The sequence below is a fragment of the Actinopolymorpha sp. B11F2 genome (assembly GCF_040195635.1).
GTDB lineage: Bacteria > Actinomycetota > Actinomycetes > Propionibacteriales > Actinopolymorphaceae > Thermasporomyces.
The window spans coordinates 204,480-221,839 of the sequence record NZ_JBEFTX010000007.1 but is presented as its reverse complement, the minus strand read 5'-3'; the positions used below and the strand labels follow the sequence as shown (position 1 = coordinate 221,839).

At 68.6% G+C, this 17,360-nt stretch carries 11 protein-coding genes and 1 pseudogene; 4 read left to right on the top strand and 8 right to left on the bottom strand.

Translation table 11 applies throughout. The annotated features are described in order from the left end of the window. Window positions 1-172 precede the first annotated feature (172 nt). Window positions 173-406, top strand: a pseudogene (locus ABN034_RS34425) (phosphotransferase); the annotation flags it as partial. A 247-nt stretch (window positions 407-653) separates the two neighbouring features. On the opposite strand, the gene ABN034_RS15430 reads toward ABN034_RS34425, so the two are convergent. The 4 genes from ABN034_RS15430 to ABN034_RS15415 form a co-directional block, all read right to left on the bottom strand. Continuing rightward, window positions 654-1,400 (bottom strand): Clp protease N-terminal domain-containing protein, encoded by a 747-nt coding sequence (locus tag ABN034_RS15430; protein ID WP_349691696.1) that lies wholly within the window; start codon window positions 1,398-1,400, stop codon window positions 654-656. Window positions 1,401-1,456: 56 nt separating this feature from the next. Beyond that, window positions 1,457-3,433, bottom strand: coding sequence for an N-acetylmuramoyl-L-alanine amidase (locus ABN034_RS15425; protein ID WP_349691695.1), 1,977 nt, complete (start codon window positions 3,431-3,433; stop codon window positions 1,457-1,459). A gap of 152 nt (window positions 3,434-3,585) precedes the next feature. Beyond that, window positions 3,586-5,700 (bottom strand): ABC transporter substrate-binding protein, encoded by a 2,115-nt coding sequence (locus ABN034_RS15420; RefSeq protein ID WP_349691694.1) that lies wholly within the window; start codon window positions 5,698-5,700, stop codon window positions 3,586-3,588. 220 nt (window positions 5,701-5,920) lie between these two features. Beyond that, window positions 5,921-6,520, bottom strand: coding sequence for a putative glycolipid-binding domain-containing protein (locus tag ABN034_RS15415; protein ID WP_349691693.1), 600 nt, complete (start codon window positions 6,518-6,520; stop codon window positions 5,921-5,923). Between the two features lie 142 nt (window positions 6,521-6,662). Between ABN034_RS15415 and ABN034_RS15410 the strand changes: the two genes are divergently transcribed. Then, on the top strand, window positions 6,663-9,668 hold the full coding sequence (locus ABN034_RS15410; protein WP_349691692.1) for an AfsR/SARP family transcriptional regulator: 3,006 nt from the start codon (window positions 6,663-6,665) through the stop codon (window positions 9,666-9,668). 38 nt (window positions 9,669-9,706) lie between these two features. Here ABN034_RS15410 and ABN034_RS15405 read toward each other — a convergent pair whose 3' ends face one another. The 4 genes from ABN034_RS15405 to ABN034_RS15390 form a co-directional block, all read right to left on the bottom strand. After that, entirely contained in the window at window positions 9,707-10,573 is an 867-nt protein-coding gene (locus tag ABN034_RS15405) for an alpha/beta fold hydrolase (RefSeq protein ID WP_349691691.1), read from the bottom strand. After that, window positions 10,570-11,010: a helix-turn-helix domain-containing protein gene (locus tag ABN034_RS15400; protein WP_349691690.1), complete on the bottom strand. Its 441-nt coding sequence runs from the start codon at window positions 11,008-11,010 to the stop codon at window positions 10,570-10,572. The genes ABN034_RS15405 and ABN034_RS15400 overlap by 4 nt, the downstream gene beginning before the upstream one ends. A 366-nt stretch (window positions 11,011-11,376) precedes the next feature. Continuing rightward, window positions 11,377-13,518 (bottom strand): S9 family peptidase, encoded by a 2,142-nt coding sequence (locus ABN034_RS15395; RefSeq protein WP_349691689.1) that lies wholly within the window; start codon window positions 13,516-13,518, stop codon window positions 11,377-11,379. Between the two features lie 10 nt (window positions 13,519-13,528). After that, entirely contained in the window at window positions 13,529-14,170 is a 642-nt protein-coding gene (locus ABN034_RS15390; protein ID WP_349691688.1) for a TetR/AcrR family transcriptional regulator, read from the bottom strand. Between the two features lie 73 nt (window positions 14,171-14,243). Between ABN034_RS15390 and ABN034_RS15385 the strand changes: the two genes are divergently transcribed. Together ABN034_RS15385 and ABN034_RS15380 are read left to right on the top strand one after the other, a co-directional pair. Continuing rightward, the gene (locus ABN034_RS15385; protein WP_349691687.1) at window positions 14,244-15,830 is read left to right on the top strand and encodes an MFS transporter; all 1,587 of its coding nucleotides are present in this window, start codon (window positions 14,244-14,246) and stop codon (window positions 15,828-15,830) included. 179 nt (window positions 15,831-16,009) lie between these two features. After that, window positions 16,010-17,353, top strand: coding sequence for a GNAT family N-acetyltransferase (locus tag ABN034_RS15380; protein ID WP_349691686.1), 1,344 nt, complete (start codon window positions 16,010-16,012; stop codon window positions 17,351-17,353). Window positions 17,354-17,360 lie beyond the last annotated feature (7 nt).

Genomic DNA, 17,360 nt, shown 5'->3' with positions numbered 1-17,360 from the left:
ACAGCTGGTGCCCAGGGTCGCGCCTGGGAGACCCCGAGTGGCGCGGTCGCGTCCTTGCATGGATCACCGAACGGCTCGAGGAGCTCGGCCTGCAGGTCACCGGTCCGCTCGCGCCGCCGCGCGTGCGGCCGTGGGGGACGGTCTGCAGCGTCCCGACCTCTGACGGGCCAGCCTGGTTCAAGGCCAACGGCCCGGGCACGGCGTACGAGCACCGGATGGTCTGTCGTACGACGACCTGGCGAGGCTTCAGACTCTCCTCCCACGAGTCGCCCGCTGCGCCGAGCGGCTCGTCGCGACGGGAATCCCTCCGAGCCTGCAGCACGACGACTTCCACGACGGCAACATCTTCGTGCGACGCTCCGACGACGATGCTACGTATGTGTTCCTGGACTGGGGTGACGCGGCGGTCGCCCACCCGTTCGGGACCCCTCTCGTCAGCCTGCGCACAGCATCGCCGCGCGTTGGCCTGGCAGCGTGCCCTGATGGGTGCCGGCGCCACCGAGCGCACGACCTACGCCGATTGCGTACCGGGATGGCTCGGTGAGCTGCTCACCACCGACGATTGGTGAGCACCGCGGCCAGAACCAGCGACACCACGCCCACCGACGTGCTGACAGGCGAGGAATGTCACTTGTTGGCCTGGCGGTGGCGCGTCAGACGCGCTTCTTGCGGGTCCGCTTCGCAGGTCGCTCACGGGCAAGCCGTGCCTGGTTCGCCGCCTCCCTGCGGAGTGCGGGATAGCTGAGCCCGGCCTCGGCGAGCACGCGGCCCGCAGGTCGCTGCTCGTCACTGGCAAGGGCGAGCAGCAGGTGCTCGGTTCCGACGTCGTCGGAACCGAGCCGGAGAGCTTCGCGGGTGGCGACCTCGAGGGCGCGTGCCGCCGCGCGCCCCAGGTCGGGACTTTTCGCCGACGCCCTGGTCCCTTCGGCGGCGAGCGTGGCTCGCGCAAGCTTGCGGACGTCCGCGGCTCGACGGTCGAGTCCTCGAAGCAGCACGATCGCGCCGCCGGACCGGTTGTCCAACAGGGCGAGCAGCAGGTGCAGGTCGGTGACGGTCTGGTGCTGCTCACGAGCCAGGTCGCGGGCGGCCTCGAGCGCGGTGGCGGCCCTTGAGGAGTACGGAACGGCTGCCCGGTTCGCGGCACCGACACTGCCTTCGGCGGGAACGAATCGTTGCTGTGCGGCCTGGCGGGTCACGCTGAGCGCGGCGCCGATGTCGGTCCATGAGGCGCCTGCCTGACGCGCCTCGTCGACGTAGTGCGCAACGACATGGTGCGCGAACGCCTCCAGTCGGGCCGCGACCTCGCGCGCGGCGGTCACCCGGTCGAGGGGTCTGCCTGCTGCCTGCGCCGTGTCGATCGCGGCGATGATCTGGTCGAGGTCCAAGTCATTGACAGCCATGGTGCAAGATTCGTTCGGAGATCACCCGTTGTCAAGCAATCATTGACGGCGAGCGATCAACGCCAGGACGGTGTGAGCGTGACGTCATCGGCCATCACGTACGCCACCCGGTGACCGAACTGGATCTGGTAATAGACCAGCGAGCCGCGGATCACCTTGTGGTTGGTCGGGTCGAACGTCACGGCACGGTAGTACTCCGTGTCGGCCTTCATGCCGACGACGTACTCCTGCCCGGCTGGCAACGCGTACTGCAGCGGCACGATTGCCTGCACGGGCACGTCGGGCGGATAGGCGGCGGCTTCCGGATACGCCCTTCCGTAGACCGGGATGGACGCCTTGCCCGCCTTGGGTGTGGCGACCATCGCCTTCGTCCACACCGCTGTCGGAGACCTGCGCGGGTTGTGAAACCAGCCCTTCTGGCCGAGGTACCAGACCGCGGTCCAGTCGCCGCGCGTCTCGGCGACGGCGAACTGCTGGCCGGCACCCGCCCGGCTGCCGATGTCGGCGACGTCCATCGTGCTCGTCCCGTCGGGCGGGTTGCTGCCGACGTCGAGAAGCAGCGGAGCATCCGAACGCGGCTCGGTGCGGAGCACGAGGGCAGACGATCCCCATGTCCCGCACTGCGGGGGAATCCCTTCGCCCGGTGGACCGGGGGAGTTCTCGCAACCGGTGAAGCCCGGGTTGTTCGTCGCGAAGTCGGGGTTGATCGTGACGGCGCCTGACGTCGGACCGCCGGAGTTCTCGAACGGTGCGTCGAGGAGGTCGAAGTAGTGGGACCAGTCCCAGTACGGACCGGGGTCCCAGTGCATGCCTTGTACAAAGGGCGGCGTGATGCCCTGGACGGTGTCGTGGCCGAGGATGTGTTGGCGGTCGAGCGGGATGTCGTACTTCTTCGCCAGGTAGGCAACAAGCTTCGCCGACGTGCGGTACATCGCCTCGGTGTACCACGTGCCGCGGGCCGCATAGCCCTCGTGCTCGAGGCCGATCGACTTCGCGTTGACGTACCAGTTGCCGGCATGCCAGGCGGCATCCTTCGCCTTCACGTGCTGGGCGATGTGCCCGTCGCTCGCGCGCAACGTGTAGTGCCAGCTGACGTACGTCGGGTCCTGGACGAGGTTGAGTGTCGTCTCGTACGTCGTCTCGGTGTCGTGGATGACGATGTAGCGGATCTGCTGGCTGTTCGGCCGGTCGGCGAGGTCGTGGTTGCCGTAGTCGCCGTCGCCGAGGTCTTCGTACGGCGCGGGAATCCACTCACAGCCGATGCTGCGCGGGCACTCGACGTCGCCGTCCTCGGCCTTCTGCAGGCCGAGCTTTCCGAGCCAGGTCCGATCCGGTTGGACGGCGTCTGCCGCCAGCGCGACCACCTGGCCGTCGTCGGTCGTACGCCGGGCGCCTTCGGCGAGGACGGAGTACGCCTCGTCGGCGAAGGCCCGCGCGGAGGCATGGTCCCTCGCCCCGCTGTAGCGAGCGGTCGCGCCGTACCATTCACCGGCGTCGTCGGTGCTCGGAGCGCCGATCTGGCGCTGGTACTCGGCGAGCACGGCCGCGCCGCCGCGGATGTTGGCCGTGGGGTCTGTACGTAGGCGGGCTTCGTCGATGCCGGTCAACCGGGCCGCGAGCTCGACGGTGCGCAGCGCGGGACTCGTGACGGGCGGGCGCGCCTGCCGGGAGGAATCGCCTCGGGATTCCGCGACCTCACCAGCGGCCGCGGCACCACCGGGCTCCGACATCGCGGCCTCGAGGTCGGTGAGGTGCATCGGCCCGTACCCGCCTGCCCGGGAGGGTTGTCCGGCGTGGACGTCCCAGCGGGTCTCGAGGTAGGACACCGCGAGCAGGAGGGACTCCGGTACCCCGAACTCGTGAGCCGCCTGGGTGTAGGCATCCTGACGGGAGTCCGCGACGGTTGCGGCCTCTGGCGACGGCGCGGCGTTCGCTCCGACGACGGGCGCGCAGACGCCCACGGCGAGTGCCAGCGTCACGGCCGCGACGGCACCGCGGCGGAGAAGCCGAAGCATCGAAGGGGTACGGGGCATCGCCGACCTCCTGCCCGCGGTTCCGTCTCCATGGGGGAGCGGTAACCGAGCACCGTGTCCTGTGGACGGGACAAGAGTGGGCCGCCACCCGTGGTTCGTCAATCCCTTACGCCTGTCCAGATTCGCGCGCAGGTAATTACCTCGCCGGCCACTCAGGTGTGCGCGTCCGGGTTCTCCCAGTAGTAGGCCTCCGGGTCGTAGACCGCGGGTGTGGGATGGGCCCAGGTGTTGACCATCCCTCCGAGCGCCAGCTGGTCCCGCGCCGGAACGTTACGCAGCTCCTTCTTGCGCATGGTCACCTGCGGGTAGTTGGCGACGGTCCCCATGAAGAACGGCCCGTCCTCGATGTGGATCCTCACCATGTCCCAGACGATCCGGTGCCGTGCGAGCGCGTCGGTCTCCGACTTCGCCCGGTCATACATCTCCCACAGCCGGGCGATCGGGCTGCCTGGTTCGGGATCCACGCGTGGCGGTGTGCGCTTCCACGGATAGACGTCGGTCTCCTTGTTCTCCTCGGGTGTTCCACGCAGCGACCACATCCGCCCGTGCAACGGCGCCCAGCGCGCGGGCTCGATCGGAACGAACCACCACGGGCCGGTGATGTGGTCCGGGCCGTCACCGACCTCCCAGGAGCTCTGTGCCATCAGCTGGCCGTTCTGCCACTGGTCGCCGAACGCCTCGGGCGCGATCGGGTTGATCTCGACGGCGATGTCGAGCTTCTCCCAGTCGGCCTTGAGGAGGTTGTTCTTGCTGGAGTGTTCAGCGCTCACGTCGGCGGGAACGTCGATGCGGATCCGCAGCTTGCCGCCGCCCGGAAGTTCCCTGACCCCGTCACCGTCACTGTCGACGACGCCGAGCTCGTCCAGCATCTGTGCCGCCTTGTCGGGGTCGAAGTCGACGTAGGCGTCCCGCCAGGTCCGGTAGACCTGCTTGCCCTCGTCGTTCACCTGGTACTCGATCGACTTCGGGCTGTAGGTCCCGGTCGTCTTCTCGCCGGTGTTGTAGTAGATGGCCTTCTGTGCCTCGGCCCGGTTGAAGCCGTACGACAATGCCTGGCGGAACTTCGGGTTCCGGATCAATCTGCGTAGGCCTGGCTCCGGGTAGTCGTAGTTGAAGAAGAAGACCGATCCCGTGCCGGATCCGCTGTCCCACAACAACACGTCCATGTCGTGCTGGTTCTGGGTGCTCTTCATGCCGGAGATGTCTCCGAGCCCGATCGGGATGAACGCGCCGTGGACGTAGTCCACCGAGCCTTCCTGGATCTGCAGCTTCCTCACCTCGGGTTCGGTGACGACCGAGAAGACGACTTCGTCGACGTAGGGAAGCTGGTTGCCGTTGGCGTCGACGCACCAGTAGTAGGGGTTGCGTTCCATCACGATCTGGCGACCCTCGCGGTAGGACGTCGTGTGCCATCCGGTGAGGGTGGGGCAGTCCGGATCGACGACCCAGTTGGCGTGCTGGTCGTGGTCCTCGAACCAGTTCTTGTCCTCGATCTCCTTGTTGTACTTCGGATGGAACCGGCCGAGGTAGTGCTTCGGCACGAACCAGTCGAGGGTGTTCACGCCGTTGGCCAACAGCGCGGGAGTGAGCGGCGTGGGGCTGTCGAACGTCAGGAGCAGCGTCGTGTCGTCGGGTGCGCTGAGCGTCATCGGTTTGCCCGAGCCCGACCGGCCGGAGTCGGGTGGGATGGCGGTGTGCACCTCGTCGAGGACCATGTCCTCCCACCAGTACAACGCGTCCGCCGCCGTCACCGGCTCACCGTCGGACCACTTCAGGCCCTCGCGCAGGTGGAGCGTCCACTCCGACGCGTCGTCGTTGGACTCCCACGACTCCACCACTCCGGGCCCGATGTCGAGGCCGTCGTTGAGCCAGCGCAGGGGCGAGCGGCCGTACATGTACTCGTTGATGGCCCCGCTGTCGGACTTGTCGACGAGGTTGAGCATGCGCCCGCCGTACTTTCCATCCGTACACCAGCGGTGTGGAACGACGTACGGCCGGGAGGGAAGGCGCTCTGCCACCGGTGGCAGCTCTCCTGCCTTGACCTGTGCGGCCAGCGCGGGTGCCTCACCGAACTTCGCGGGCGGCTCCACGGGCTTGGTCCGCGAACCCTTTCCGCCCCGCGTCGACGGATCAGGGTCGCCCCGGTCCGCTGTCGGTCCGTCGGTGGTCGAGCAGGCACCGAGCACCACTGTCGTCGCCGCAACAGCGGAACCGTGCAGCAACCTACGACGGCTGAACTCCTGCGCGTACGGTTGGTCGCTGACCATGCCGGCCTCCCTCGTCAGGCGTTCGAAACTTTCGTCCATCCAGCCTCACGGGCATGTCGGGCATGCACAACCGCCACGGCGACCGGACCCGGTCATGTCCCGAGTCGGTCAGTTCACCCGGCGCTCAGTTCACCCGGCGCTCAGTTCACCCGGCGCTCAGTTCACCCGGCGCTCAGTTCACCCGGCGCTCAGTTCACCCGGAGGATCGGTCGAGGGCGGATCACTGCACCCTCCGGGCGATCTCGGGGTAGTCGAGGACCAGACCGTCGGCGTCGAAGACGATGTCGGCGGTGAAGTCGTCATCGTCGAAGCGCACCACAGACGACTCCGCGGCCTGGCTGACCGGCGTGTAGCGCTGCCGGCTCGCAGTGACGGCGAGGTCGGGCACGGAGACCCAGGGCATGACCAACTCGACGGGATCGCCGCCGGTGAGGAGACCATGCCTGAGTACCGGCATCGTGTTGGTCAAGGGGCACAGCCCGAGATCGCAGTCGTACGCGCCGTGGAAGGCCGCGGGGTCTCCACCAGGCTGGGGTGCGTCGAGAGTGCCCTCCGCGTCGGCAACGATCCGCCAGCTGCCGTCGCCGTTGCGGTGCAGCTCGAGCGAGCGACGCCATCCCACCGCGGATGTGTGGACACGCAACGACGAGGTGACGTACGAGTCCGTCGTCGTGAGGACGTACTCCAACCGGTACGGCAGCGGATCGCCACCGATCGCCGCTCCGACCGCCGACAGCCGACCTCGTGCCAGCTTGACCTCGGCCAACTCGGCACCACATTCCTTCAACCACACAAGCGATCGATGGACCTCTGCGTTCATCGGTCGTCCTCTCTGCGGGCTTCGACGCGAAGGCTACCCTCACGCGCGCCCGGTCGCATGGCCCGACACGGTTACGCTGAACGTCTCGGTGGAGGTGTCCGGTGCGACCTCCTTCGCGGGGTGTGACGGGGAGGAGGCTGTCGTGCCGACGAAGCTGTCCTACCGCGTTCTCGGCCCGCTCGAGGTGTCTCGAGGTGGACGCGTCCTCACGATCAGAGCTGGCAAGCATCGATCGCTTCTCGCCGCGCTCCTGGTGTCGGCCAACCGGCTCGTGCCCGTCGACGAACTCGTCGAACGACTGTGGGGACAGAATCCGCCGGCGACCGCACGGGCGACCCTCGCGACCTACGTCATGCGGCTTCGTCGGATCCTCCGCACCGGTGCCGGCGACGAGGAACCTCGCCGAGACCCGATCCGCACGCGTCCAGAGGGCTACCTCATCGACGCCGCTCCCGAGCAGGTCGACCTCGGCCGCTTCGACCAGCTGCTCGCCGAAGCCGACCGGCATCCGCACGACCCCGAAGCGGTCCTGGGACTTCTCGCCGACGCGCTCAGGTTGTGGCGTGGTCCCGCGCTCGTCGACATCCCGTCGGAGTCCCTGCAACGCGACGTCGCACCACGACTGGAAGAGCAACGTCTGCACACGATCGAACGCCGGATCGACACCGAACTCGCTCTCGGCCGGCATGCCGAGCTGGTCGGCGAGCTCACCGCTCTCACCACCGAACACCGGCTGCGGGAGCGCTTCTGGCATCAGCTGATGCTGGCGCTGTTCCGGTCCCGGCGGCAGCCGGACGCCCTCGATGCGTACGGCCGGTTGCGTGCCCTGCTGATCGACGAGATGGGCCTCGAGCCGAGTACCGAGATCCGCGCGCTGCATCTGCGCATCCTCGCGGAGGATCCCACGTTGCACGAAGCCGACGGTCACGTCCGCCAGCCGGCAGCGGTGACCGTGCCCGCGACCTGGCTGACCCTCTGCCAACTCCCGCCGGACCTTTCCGATTTCGTGGGGAGGTCCGAGCTGATCGCGCAGGCGACGTCGGCGCTGCAACCGGACCATGACCGGACCGGTGTCCCCGTCGTCGCCATCACCGGCGCTCCAGGCACCGGCAAGAGCGCGGTCGCCGTCCGCATCGCCCACCGCCTGCGGCCACGCTTTCCCGACGGACAACTGTTCGTCCGTCTCACGGGGGCGAGCGGGGCGAGCCGAGACCCGGCCGAGGTGCTCGGCGAGCTTCTCACCGCGAGTGGGCTGGGCCGCGACGCGCTTCCGGAAGGTCAGGAAGCCAGGGCGGCCGCGTTCCGTGCCCGGCTCGCCGACCGCAAGGTCCTTCTCGTGCTCGACGATGCGGCGAGGTCCAGCCAGGTCGTGGCACTTCTGCCCGGGACGGCGAGCTGCGCGGTCCTCGTCACCGGGCGCAGGATGCTCAGCGACATCCCCGGCGCGGTCGGCCTCCGGCTGGATTCGTTCGTACCCGCCGACGCCCTTGACCTGCTGGCCCGCTTGGCCGGGTCGGACCGGGTGACCGAGGAACCCGCCGCCGCACGCGCGATCGTCGACGCGTGCGGCGGGCTACCCCTTGCCGTACGCATCGTGGGCGCGCGGCTGGCAGCGCGCCCCCTCGCCGGTCTGGCCGGCCTCGCCGAACGACTCGCCGACGAGCAACGCCGCCTCGACGAGTTGCGCACGGGGGACCTGGAGGTGCGGGCCGGTCTTGCCCTCAGCTACTCCGGCCTGTCCGCAGCTGCCCGTACGGCGTTTCGCCGGCTGGGGCTGCTCGGAGCGGTCGACGTCGCCACGTGGACAGTAGGCGTCCTGGCCGCCCGCACCGACGGGAATCCGTCCGAGGATGGCTGGGCGGACGGGGAACGGTTGGTGGAGGAACTCGTCGAGGCGAACCTCCTCACCGAGACCGGCCGCGACCCGACCGGTGAGGCCCGCTACCGCCCACATGACCTGATCGCGTTGTACGCGGGCGAACTCGCACGCACCGACGACGACGCGACCAACACCTCGGCCCTTCGCTGTCTCATGGACGCCCTGCTGGGGTTGGCTGATGCGGCACACCAGAAGCTGTCCACCGTCACGATCGACGAGGCCCCCGTCGAGCCGGCCGACCCGCCGCCCATCCTGCCGGCGCGCATGGTCGACCGGCTCACTGCCGACGGCGAGGCCTGGCTGCTCGCCGAGCAACCGCTGCTCGACTGGGCGATCCGGCGCTGCGTCGGCCTCGGCTGGTACGCCCGCGCGGCTCTGCTCTGCGAACGTGCACTCGCCAGACTCGACATCCAACTCCCGCACGCCCACGTCGTGGAACTCCTCGACCTCGTGGCCGGCGCGGCTCGCGAGGCCGGCGACGAACGCGTCGCGTGGCGCGCCACCTGGCAGCGCTCGATGCAGATGGCGACCCGGCAGCTCACCGACGACGTCCTCGAATCTCTCGCCGAAGCCGCCGACGTCTTCAAGCGGCTCGATGCCGCCGTCGACCTGGCGTACGCCCTGGCGTCTCTCGCCTACTTCCACAGTGAGCGGCAGGACCGGACGGCCGCCCTTTCGCTGGCCGAAGAGGCGGTGGCGGCAGCCCGAAGGAGTGGCCACCGGCCGGCGTACGCGACCTCGGTCCGAGAGTTCGCCTCCCTGTTGGCGGAGTACGACCGGTACGACGAGGCGATGCCGCTCTTCGACGAGGTCCTCGCGATCGCCCGTGACATCGGTGGGCCGGTCGACGAGGCACTGGTGCTCCATCGCATCACCAGGTACGCACTGGAGCACGGCGATCTCGACCGCGCCGCCGAGGCCTCGCAGGCCAGTCTCGACGCGGTCGCCGGGGTGACTGAGTTCAGGGCGCGCGCCTATGTCGCCGCGATGGCGGCCCGGGTCGCGTCAGCACGCGGCGAGGGCCGGCAGGCGGTCGTTCTCGCCGAACGCGCGCGGGAGGAGTTCGGCAAGCTCGGCGACCGGTTCGGCGAGATCGCCGCGATTGCCAGCCTGGCCGAGGCGTACCTCCAGGTGGGGCGCGCGGCCGACGTCATCCCGCTCGTCGACGAGACCCTTCCGGCGTTCGCCGACGTGGGCGCGACCCGGCACGAGGAACGCCTGAAGGACGCATGCGCTGCCGCCCGTCGCGCACTCGGCGGCCAGTCGTAACGGGTGAGCGCGTGATCGGGCGCGCCGCGGCTGGGCGGCTACCCCTGCCGGGTGCCCGTCAGGAAATCGAGTTCCGCAGCCGGGTGCGGGGGAACGAAATGACCGATGCCGGGAAGCAGGCGCACGGTCGCGTGTGGTGCGGCGGCTTCGAGCCGCCGCTTGGTCTCGGCGGAGTCCATCATGACGTCCAACTCCCCGACAAGTACGTGCAGAGGCATGGTCAGCCTGTGCAACGCCCGGTCGTCGAAGACGGGAAGCTCGTCCGTGCGGAATCTGTAGTGCTTCGACACGGCCAGAACCTGCTCGACGATCGATGTTGCCACCGCTGGTTCCAACGTCGACAGCCCTGGACCGAGCACCCCCGTCACCGACTTGCGCCGCCCCCACCGACCGAGCGGGCTCAGCAACATCGCCTTGAGTAGGAAGCCCTTCTTCTGTCGGCCGACGCCGGCCGGGCACGACAGCGACAGGCGTTCCACCCGGCCGGGCCGCCGCGTGGCGTAGTCCAACGCCAGCCAGCCGCCGAGGGAGTACCCCATGACCGACACCCGATCAAGCCCGAGGAAGTCCAGGACGGCATCCAGCCACACGGCGTATCCGTCCGACCTCAGAGGCGGACGAGACGGCGGGCTGAAGCCCGGCTCGCCGATCATGTCGATGGCGTACACCCGGAAGCGCGCGGCGAGGTCGGAGATCCAGCCGATCCACTGCGCCGAGTTGCTTCCGGAGCCGTGGAACAGCACCAGTGGGGGAGCGGTGGCGGGACCGGACGCGATGACGAACGTCTCGCCCTCAGGAGTCGGTACGCGTAGCTGTTGGTGGTCGACCGGCCAGGCCTCCAGCGCCTTGCGATACTGCTCATGCAGCAGGCGGCGCCCGGCCTCGGATCGGTAGATGTCGCTCACGCGTCCGCCTCCTCGATGACGGCGCTGATCAGGCCGAAGATGTACGCACTGGTGGTGAGGCTGCCCAGCACGACGATCTTCAGGTGGGCCCGCCGTTCGTCGTAGATGGTCTCCAGGCGCAACTGCTCATCGCCCTCGCGGCGATGGGCGGTCGCACCGGTCAGCAAGGTGCTCACCCGGCTTGCCGTCTCAGGGCTGATCGCATCGATGTCCACGATGCTCGACACTGCGACATGGCGATGGCGGGAGACCGACTCCCGCACGGCAGGCTCGACGGGTTGGCCGGTGAACGCCTCGAGGTCCGCGCGCGCGATCCGGTACTGCTTGCCGATCCGGACAGCCTTCAGCCGCCCGTCCCTGACGTAGTTGCGCACCGTCCGCACGTGCAGGCCAAGCCGCTCGGCAACCTCGTCTGCCGTGAACAACTCTTGCTGCATGTGTCCTACCGTAACATACCTCAGGCTTCCCTATAGAGCCTCTTCAAGAGGTAGTTTACGGAACCATCGCCCGGCTCAAGCGATTCTGCCGAGGTCGTCGATGCGGGGATGCTGCTACCAGGCGCTCAGCGGGTCCGCCGGAGGAAGGACTTTGGCCGCGTCAGCGATATGTCATCGGCGTGCTAGCGGTGCCGTGCATCCTGTCGTACGCCTCATCGGCGGCTGGGCCCAGTACCAGCCTGGCCGGCCCACGTCGGGAGGGAGGGGCCGGACGTGTAGCGCAAGGCACGCTGCTCTCTCGGGGGAGCAGCGTGCCTTGGGCTCTACCTCCCGTGACCCTCCGGGCTGGCGGCCAGGATGGGCTTCTCAGCCGGCGTCGCTACCGGTGTCGGCCGCGGGGACCCCGGCCCCGGCGCTCACGCCGTTCACCGCCTTCACCGTGTCGAGAACGAACGCATGCACGCCCGCCTCGTCCTTCCAGGCGTCGTAGCGCCCGGACGGACCGCCGTGGCCGGCGCCGAGTTCGGTCTTCAACACCACCGGTCCGCCGCCGGTCATCCGGTCCCGCAGCCGCGCCACCCACTTGGCGGGCTCCCAGTAGCTCACCCTCGGGTCGTTGAGGCCGGCCGTGGCGTAGATAGCGGGGTAGTCGCGCTCGGCGACGTTGTCGAAGGGGGCGTACGACTTCATGACGGCGTACACCTCGGGGTCCTCGACCGGGTTGCCCCACTCGTCCCACTCCCGCACCGTGAGCGGCAGGGAGGGGTCGAGGATGGTCGTCAGCGCGTCGACGAACGGCACCTCGGCGACCGCCGCCGCGCACAGGTCGGGGCGCAGGTTGAGGACCGCGCCGATCAGCAGCCCACCAGCCGATCCACCACGGATCGCGAGCCCGTCCCGACTCGTCCACCCGGTCTCGACGAGATAGTCGGCGCAGGCGACGAAGTCGGTGAAGGTGTTGGGCTTCTCCAGCCGCTTGCCGTGTTCGTACCACGCGCGTCCCAGCTCACCACCGCCACGCACGTGTGCGATCGCGAACGCCAGGCCGCGGTCGAGCAGCGACAGCCGCAGGGTCGAGAACCACGGGTCCATCGAATGTTCGTACGACCCGTAGCCGTAGAGCAGCAGCGGCCCACCGGCGGGCCGGTCGTCGCGCCATACCAACGAGATCGGGATCTTGGTGCCGTCGGCTGCCGTCGCCCACTCTCGCGCGGACCTGTACCTGCCGAGGTCGACGTTCAGGACAGGTTGCTGTTTGCGCAGCTCTCGGCTGTCGGTGTCGAGGTCGATGTCGATGACCGAGCTCGGGGTGGTGAGCGACGCGTAGTCGATGCGGAGCGTGCTCGTGTCGAACTCCCGGTTGACGCCGACGTCCACGGTGTAGATCGGCTCGTCGAAGTCGAGCCGGCGCCGGCTTCCCGCCGCGAGAGGCGCGCCGTCGCGCGGGTCACCCGCGAACGCGTCGGCGGCGATGATGTCGAGCTCGGTACGGCCGTCCTCTCGCAGGGACACCACGACGTGACGCGCGAACGCGTCGACCGACACGATGCGTACGCCCTGCTGGTGGGGGATGACGTCCACCCAGTGGTCAGGTCCGGGATCGTCAACCGGGGCCTGCGCGAGCCGGAAGTCCGGCCCCGCGTCGTTGGTGACGATCAGGAACCGGTCGCCGTGGTGGTCGACGGAGTACTCGACGCCAGGTCGCCGGCCCGCCACCACCCGCCAGTCGCCCTCCGGGTCGTCCGCGCGCAGGATCCGTACCTCGCTGGACTCGGTCGCGTGCAGACCCATGACGAGCCACTCGCGCGAACGGGTACGCCCGATGCCGAGATAGAACGCCTCGTCGGACTCTGTGTGGACGCACACGTCCTCGCTCGGGTCGGTGCCCAGCCGGTGTCGCCACAGCTTCCAGGGCCGGTGTGCGGCGTCGAGCGTGGTGTAGAAGAGGTACTGCTCGTCGGCCGACCACGCCGCGCCATAGCCGGTCGGCGTGATGACATCGGGCAGAAGCTCGCCGGTCTGCAGGTCCTTGGCCCGCAGTTCGAACTCCTCGCTGCCGTTGGTGTCGGCGGAGTACGCAAGGAGCCGTCCGGCGGCGGAGACGGCGAACGCGCCAAGGGCGAAGTACTCCGTGCCTTCGGCGGCCTGGTTGCAGTCGAGGAGCACCTGCTCCTTGGCGCCGCCAGGCTTTCCTGAGCGCAGGGGCTGTCGGGCGAAGATCGGATACTGCAGGCCCTCCACGGTGCGGGTGTAGTACTCCCACGCGCCGTCACGGGCAGGCACATCCTCGTCGGTCTCCTGGATGCGGGAGCGGAACTCCTCGAACAGTTCGCCGCGAAGCCCTTCGAGGTGGGACAGCGTCTGCTCGGTGTAGGCGTTCTCGGCCTCGAGGTGGGCCAGGGTCGCGGGGTTGTCCCGCTCGCGCAGCCAGGCGTACTCGTCGGTCCGCTCGTCGCCGTGGTGACGGTGGACCACCGGGCGCTGGGCGGGTCGGGGTGGTGTCGGCATGGCGACGACCCTACCCGTGGGAGCGCTGCCCCTGCGGGGATTGGGCGGCCATCAGGGCGCGCCACGCCTGGCCCAGCTCCTGGGCGGAGGGCGTGCGTTCGGGATCGATCAGCCACTGCACCATCAACCCGTCGATCAGCGCCATGTGGAACGATCCGACCGCCCGGGTCGCGAGGTCCACCCCGGCCGCCTGTCCGGCACCCGGCTGCCCGGCACCCTCCTCGTCGGACAGGTCGAGGTCAGCGGCGGTGGAGACGTACTCCGACCGGGACCTCTCGTAGTAGTCGGCAAGCTGTTGGCGAAGGGCGGGGATGTGCTGGGCCTGCGCGACCGCCTCGAGATGGGCGACCATCAGCGGCCGCAGCCGGTCGAACGAATCAACCACCCAGGTCCAGATCGTCTCCCACTGTTCGACCAGGCTCCCGCCTCGCTGCGCGGTGGTGCGGGCGAAGCCGACGAACTCCTCGTCCCACTCGCCGAACGCCTCGATCAGGGCGGCCAGGAGCAGCGCCTCCTTGGAGCCGAAGTGGTAGCCGATCGAGGCGAGGTTCGTCCCGGACGCGGCAACGATGTCCCTCGCCGTGGTCCGCGCATAACCACGCTGCTTGAGGCACTGCTTCGCTCCGGCCAGAAGCTGCTCCCGATGACCCATGACAGCGATCCTAGCCTGCCGTCTATACGTACGTCCTATACAAATGTATAAGACGAGCGTACAGTCGTGCGTCATGAGCGATGGACAGCTGGGGACGGCCGCGGGGCGCGGGCGGAGCGGCCAGGCGGGCCATACGGCCCCGGACGAAACGGACAGCGCACACGGGGCTCCGCGAGCCGGGCGGGGGGAGTGGGTCGGGCTGGCCGTCCTCGTCCTGCCCTGTCTGCTGGTGTCGATGGACATGTCGGTGCTGTCGTTCGCGCTGCCGTTCCTGAGCGCGGATCTCGAGCCGGACAGCTCCCAGCTGTTGTGGATCATGGACGTCTACGGGTTCCTGCTGGCGGGACTGCTGATCACGATGGGCACGCTCGGCGATCGGATCGGGCGGCGGCGGTTGCTCCTGATCGGCGCGGCGGCGTTCGGGCTCTCGTCGATCCTCGCGGCGTACTCCACCAGCGCCACCATGCTCATCCTGAGCCGCGCCGTCATGGGCGTGGCGGGGGCGACGCTGGCACCATCCACGCTCTCGCTGATCCGGAACATATTCCACGATCCCGCGCAGCGGCGTAGGGCCATCGCCATCTGGACCGCGGGCTTCTCCGGTGGCGCGCTCGTGGGGCCACTGGTCGGCGGGCTGCTGCTGGAGGCGTTCTGGTGGGGCTCGGTCTTCCTGATCAACGTGCCGTTCATGGTGCTGCTGCTGGCTCTCGGTCGGTTCCTGCTGCCGGAGTTCCGCCCGGCGCGGTCAGGTCCCTTCGACCTCGCGAGTGCCGCGCTGTCCACGATGGCCGTCCTGATGGTGATCTACGGTGTGAAGGAGTACGCCGAGGGCGGCCTCGGACCGGTGGCGGCCCTGTACATCGTCTCCGGCCTCGCGATGGGCGCAGCCTTCGTCATGCGGCAACGCCGGTTGGTCGAACCGCTGATCGACCTGGGCCTGTTCGCCCATCGGGCGTTCGGGACGGCGATCGCGGTGAGCACGGTGACCATGTTCGCGATGGTGGGGTTCCTGTTCTTCACGTCGCAGTACCTCCAGCTGGTCCTTGGGATGCGGCCGTTCACTGCCGCGCTGTGGAACCTGCCGGTGGTCGCGGTCATGCCGGTGGGCGCGCTGGCAGCGGCTTCGCTGGTACGCCGGACCGGCGCCGGCACGGTTGTCGCTGCCGGACTGGCGATGATCGCAGCGGGATTCGCCGTCGTGACGCAGGTCCGGCCAGGTTCAGGTCTCGCGGTGCTGCTGCTCGGACTCGGCGTGATGGTGATCGGCATCAGTGCCGTCATGGCACTGGCGTCCGATCTCGTCGTCGGTGCCGCTCCGCCTGATCGGGCCGGTGCCGCGTCCGCGATCTCCGAGACCGGCGCCGAGCTTGGCGGCGCCCTCGGGATCGCCCTGCTCGGAAGTGTCGGCACCGCCGTCTACCGGGCGGAGCTGGGAGAGTCGGCACGTTCGGCGGGCCTGCCATCTGGGGTGATCGACATGGCGCGGGAGACGCTGCCCGCGGCCGTCAAGGTGGCCGACAAGCTGGCCGCACCCCTGGCGGAGGCGCTGCGCGATTCCGCGTTCGCGGCGTTCGCTCAGGGAATGCAGGTCGCGGCGATTGTCTCGGCCCTGCTCATGGCGGGCATGGCCGTTTTCGCCGGCGCACTGCTCCGGCGGTAACGCCGGCGACCCCCGACCAAGCACGCTTTCCCAAGCGGACAAGACTCCGCGATCCTCACGCAAAACCACGGTGAAGTGGGAGCGCTCAGCCGGTACGGTCGCCACCATGGCCCGCCTGAGCCGTGGTCGGTGATGTGCCTCAGGTTGCGTCACTTCCACCGACGATGCGAAAGGATCACATGAGCACAGACATGCGACGCGATCTGGGAGACGGCCTGGTCCTTCGTTGGACCACAGCGGCCGACACCGAGGCTGTCGCCGCACTCGTCGGGGCGGTCTTTCGGGGTCGCGAGGACGAGGAACCGAACCACGGGCTGATGGACACGGTGCGCCGCTACATGCGGGTCGACTATCCGTTCATGGGCCCCGACGACTTCGTCGTGGTGGAGGACACGAGCAAGGACGGGAGTCCGATTGTCGCCTGCACCTGCTACCTGCGCGAAGAGTGGTTGTTCGACGGCATACCGATTGCTGTCGGCCGGCCGGAAATCGTGGCGACAGAGCCGGGATATCGAAACAAGGGCCTGATCCGAGCCATCTTCTCCGCGGTCCACGAACGCGCCGCGAAAGACGGGACCCTGATCCAGGGCATCACCGGAATTCGGTACTTCTATCGGCAGTTCGACTACGAGTATGCGATCGACCTTGGCGGCAGCGTCACCCTTCCGGCCGCGCTCCTTCCAGAGCTTAGAGACGGGGGAGAGGAGCCCTATCGCCTCCGTCAGGCCACTCGCGCTGACATTCCCTTCATCGCTGCCTGTTATCGACACCAGCAAAGGGACAGCTTGGTGACCTGCGGCCTTCCTGAAGAATTCTGGCGCTACCACATCGACGCCGAGCATGCGGAAGATGCACTCGAGGCTCATTCCCGGATCCGCGTCATCGAGGCCGCTGGCGGGACACCCTGCGGTTTCCTGCTTTCGCCGTACGGCCGGCACGGCGACAGCTTCGGGCCCAGGCTGCTTGGCTTTCAGGCCGGGAGCAATCTCCATGCCATGGCGCCTTCGCTGCTGCGTGGACTGAAAGACATGGGGGAGAAGGTGCCGTCGACGCGCGATAAGCCCGTGGCGAGAATAGTGCTGGATCTCGGCGCCACCCATCCCATTTATCAGGTGCTTTCGGCAGACTGGGCGCCGCGCAACGATGGACCGTACGCGTGGTATATCCGGGTGCCGGACCTGCCTGCTTTCGTGCGTACGATCGCGCCGGTCCTCGAACGACGCATTGCCGCATCATCGCTCGTCGGCTACAGCGGAGACGTGGCCTTCGACTTCTATTGGGGCGGCCTGCGGCTCAAGTTCGATGCCGGCATTCTGCAGGACGTCGAGAGCGCCGACTTCGGGCCGTATGACACGTCCTCGAACGGCGGATTCCCGCCGCTGGTCTTCCTGCGACTTCTGTTCGGCCACAGATCACTGGACGAGTTACGATCCGCCTATCCCGATGTCTGGGTCGCATCCGAGATCAGGCCGCTGATCGATGTGCTGTTTCCCAGAGCCAGCTCCCGCCTCTTCGCCCTGTGACGTGCCG

Bases quoted from the DNA above. Each gene is read 5' to 3' on its own strand.
- ABN034_RS15425 (WP_349691695.1), bottom strand. From the start codon at position 3,433: ATGCCCCGTACCCCTTCGATGCTTCGGCTTCTCCGCCGCGGTGCCGTC.
- ABN034_RS15395 (WP_349691689.1), bottom strand. From the start codon at position 13,518: ATGCCGACACCACCCCGACCCGCCCAGCGCCCGGTGGTCCACCGTCAC.
- ABN034_RS15415 (WP_349691693.1), bottom strand. From the start codon at position 6,520: ATGAACGCAGAGGTCCATCGATCGCTTGTGTGGTTGAAGGAATGTGGT.
- ABN034_RS15420 (WP_349691694.1), bottom strand. From the start codon at position 5,700: ATGGTCAGCGACCAACCGTACGCGCAGGAGTTCAGCCGTCGTAGGTTG.
- ABN034_RS15380 (WP_349691686.1), top strand. From the start codon at position 16,010: ATGAGCACAGACATGCGACGCGATCTGGGAGACGGCCTGGTCCTTCGT.
- ABN034_RS15400 (WP_349691690.1), bottom strand. From the start codon at position 11,010: ATGCAGCAAGAGTTGTTCACGGCAGACGAGGTTGCCGAGCGGCTTGGC.
- ABN034_RS15390 (WP_349691688.1), bottom strand. From the start codon at position 14,170: ATGGGTCATCGGGAGCAGCTTCTGGCCGGAGCGAAGCAGTGCCTCAAG.
- ABN034_RS15430 (WP_349691696.1), bottom strand. From the start codon at position 1,400: ATGGCTGTCAATGACTTGGACCTCGACCAGATCATCGCCGCGATCGAC.
- ABN034_RS15385 (WP_349691687.1), top strand. From the start codon at position 14,244: ATGAGCGATGGACAGCTGGGGACGGCCGCGGGGCGCGGGCGGAGCGGC.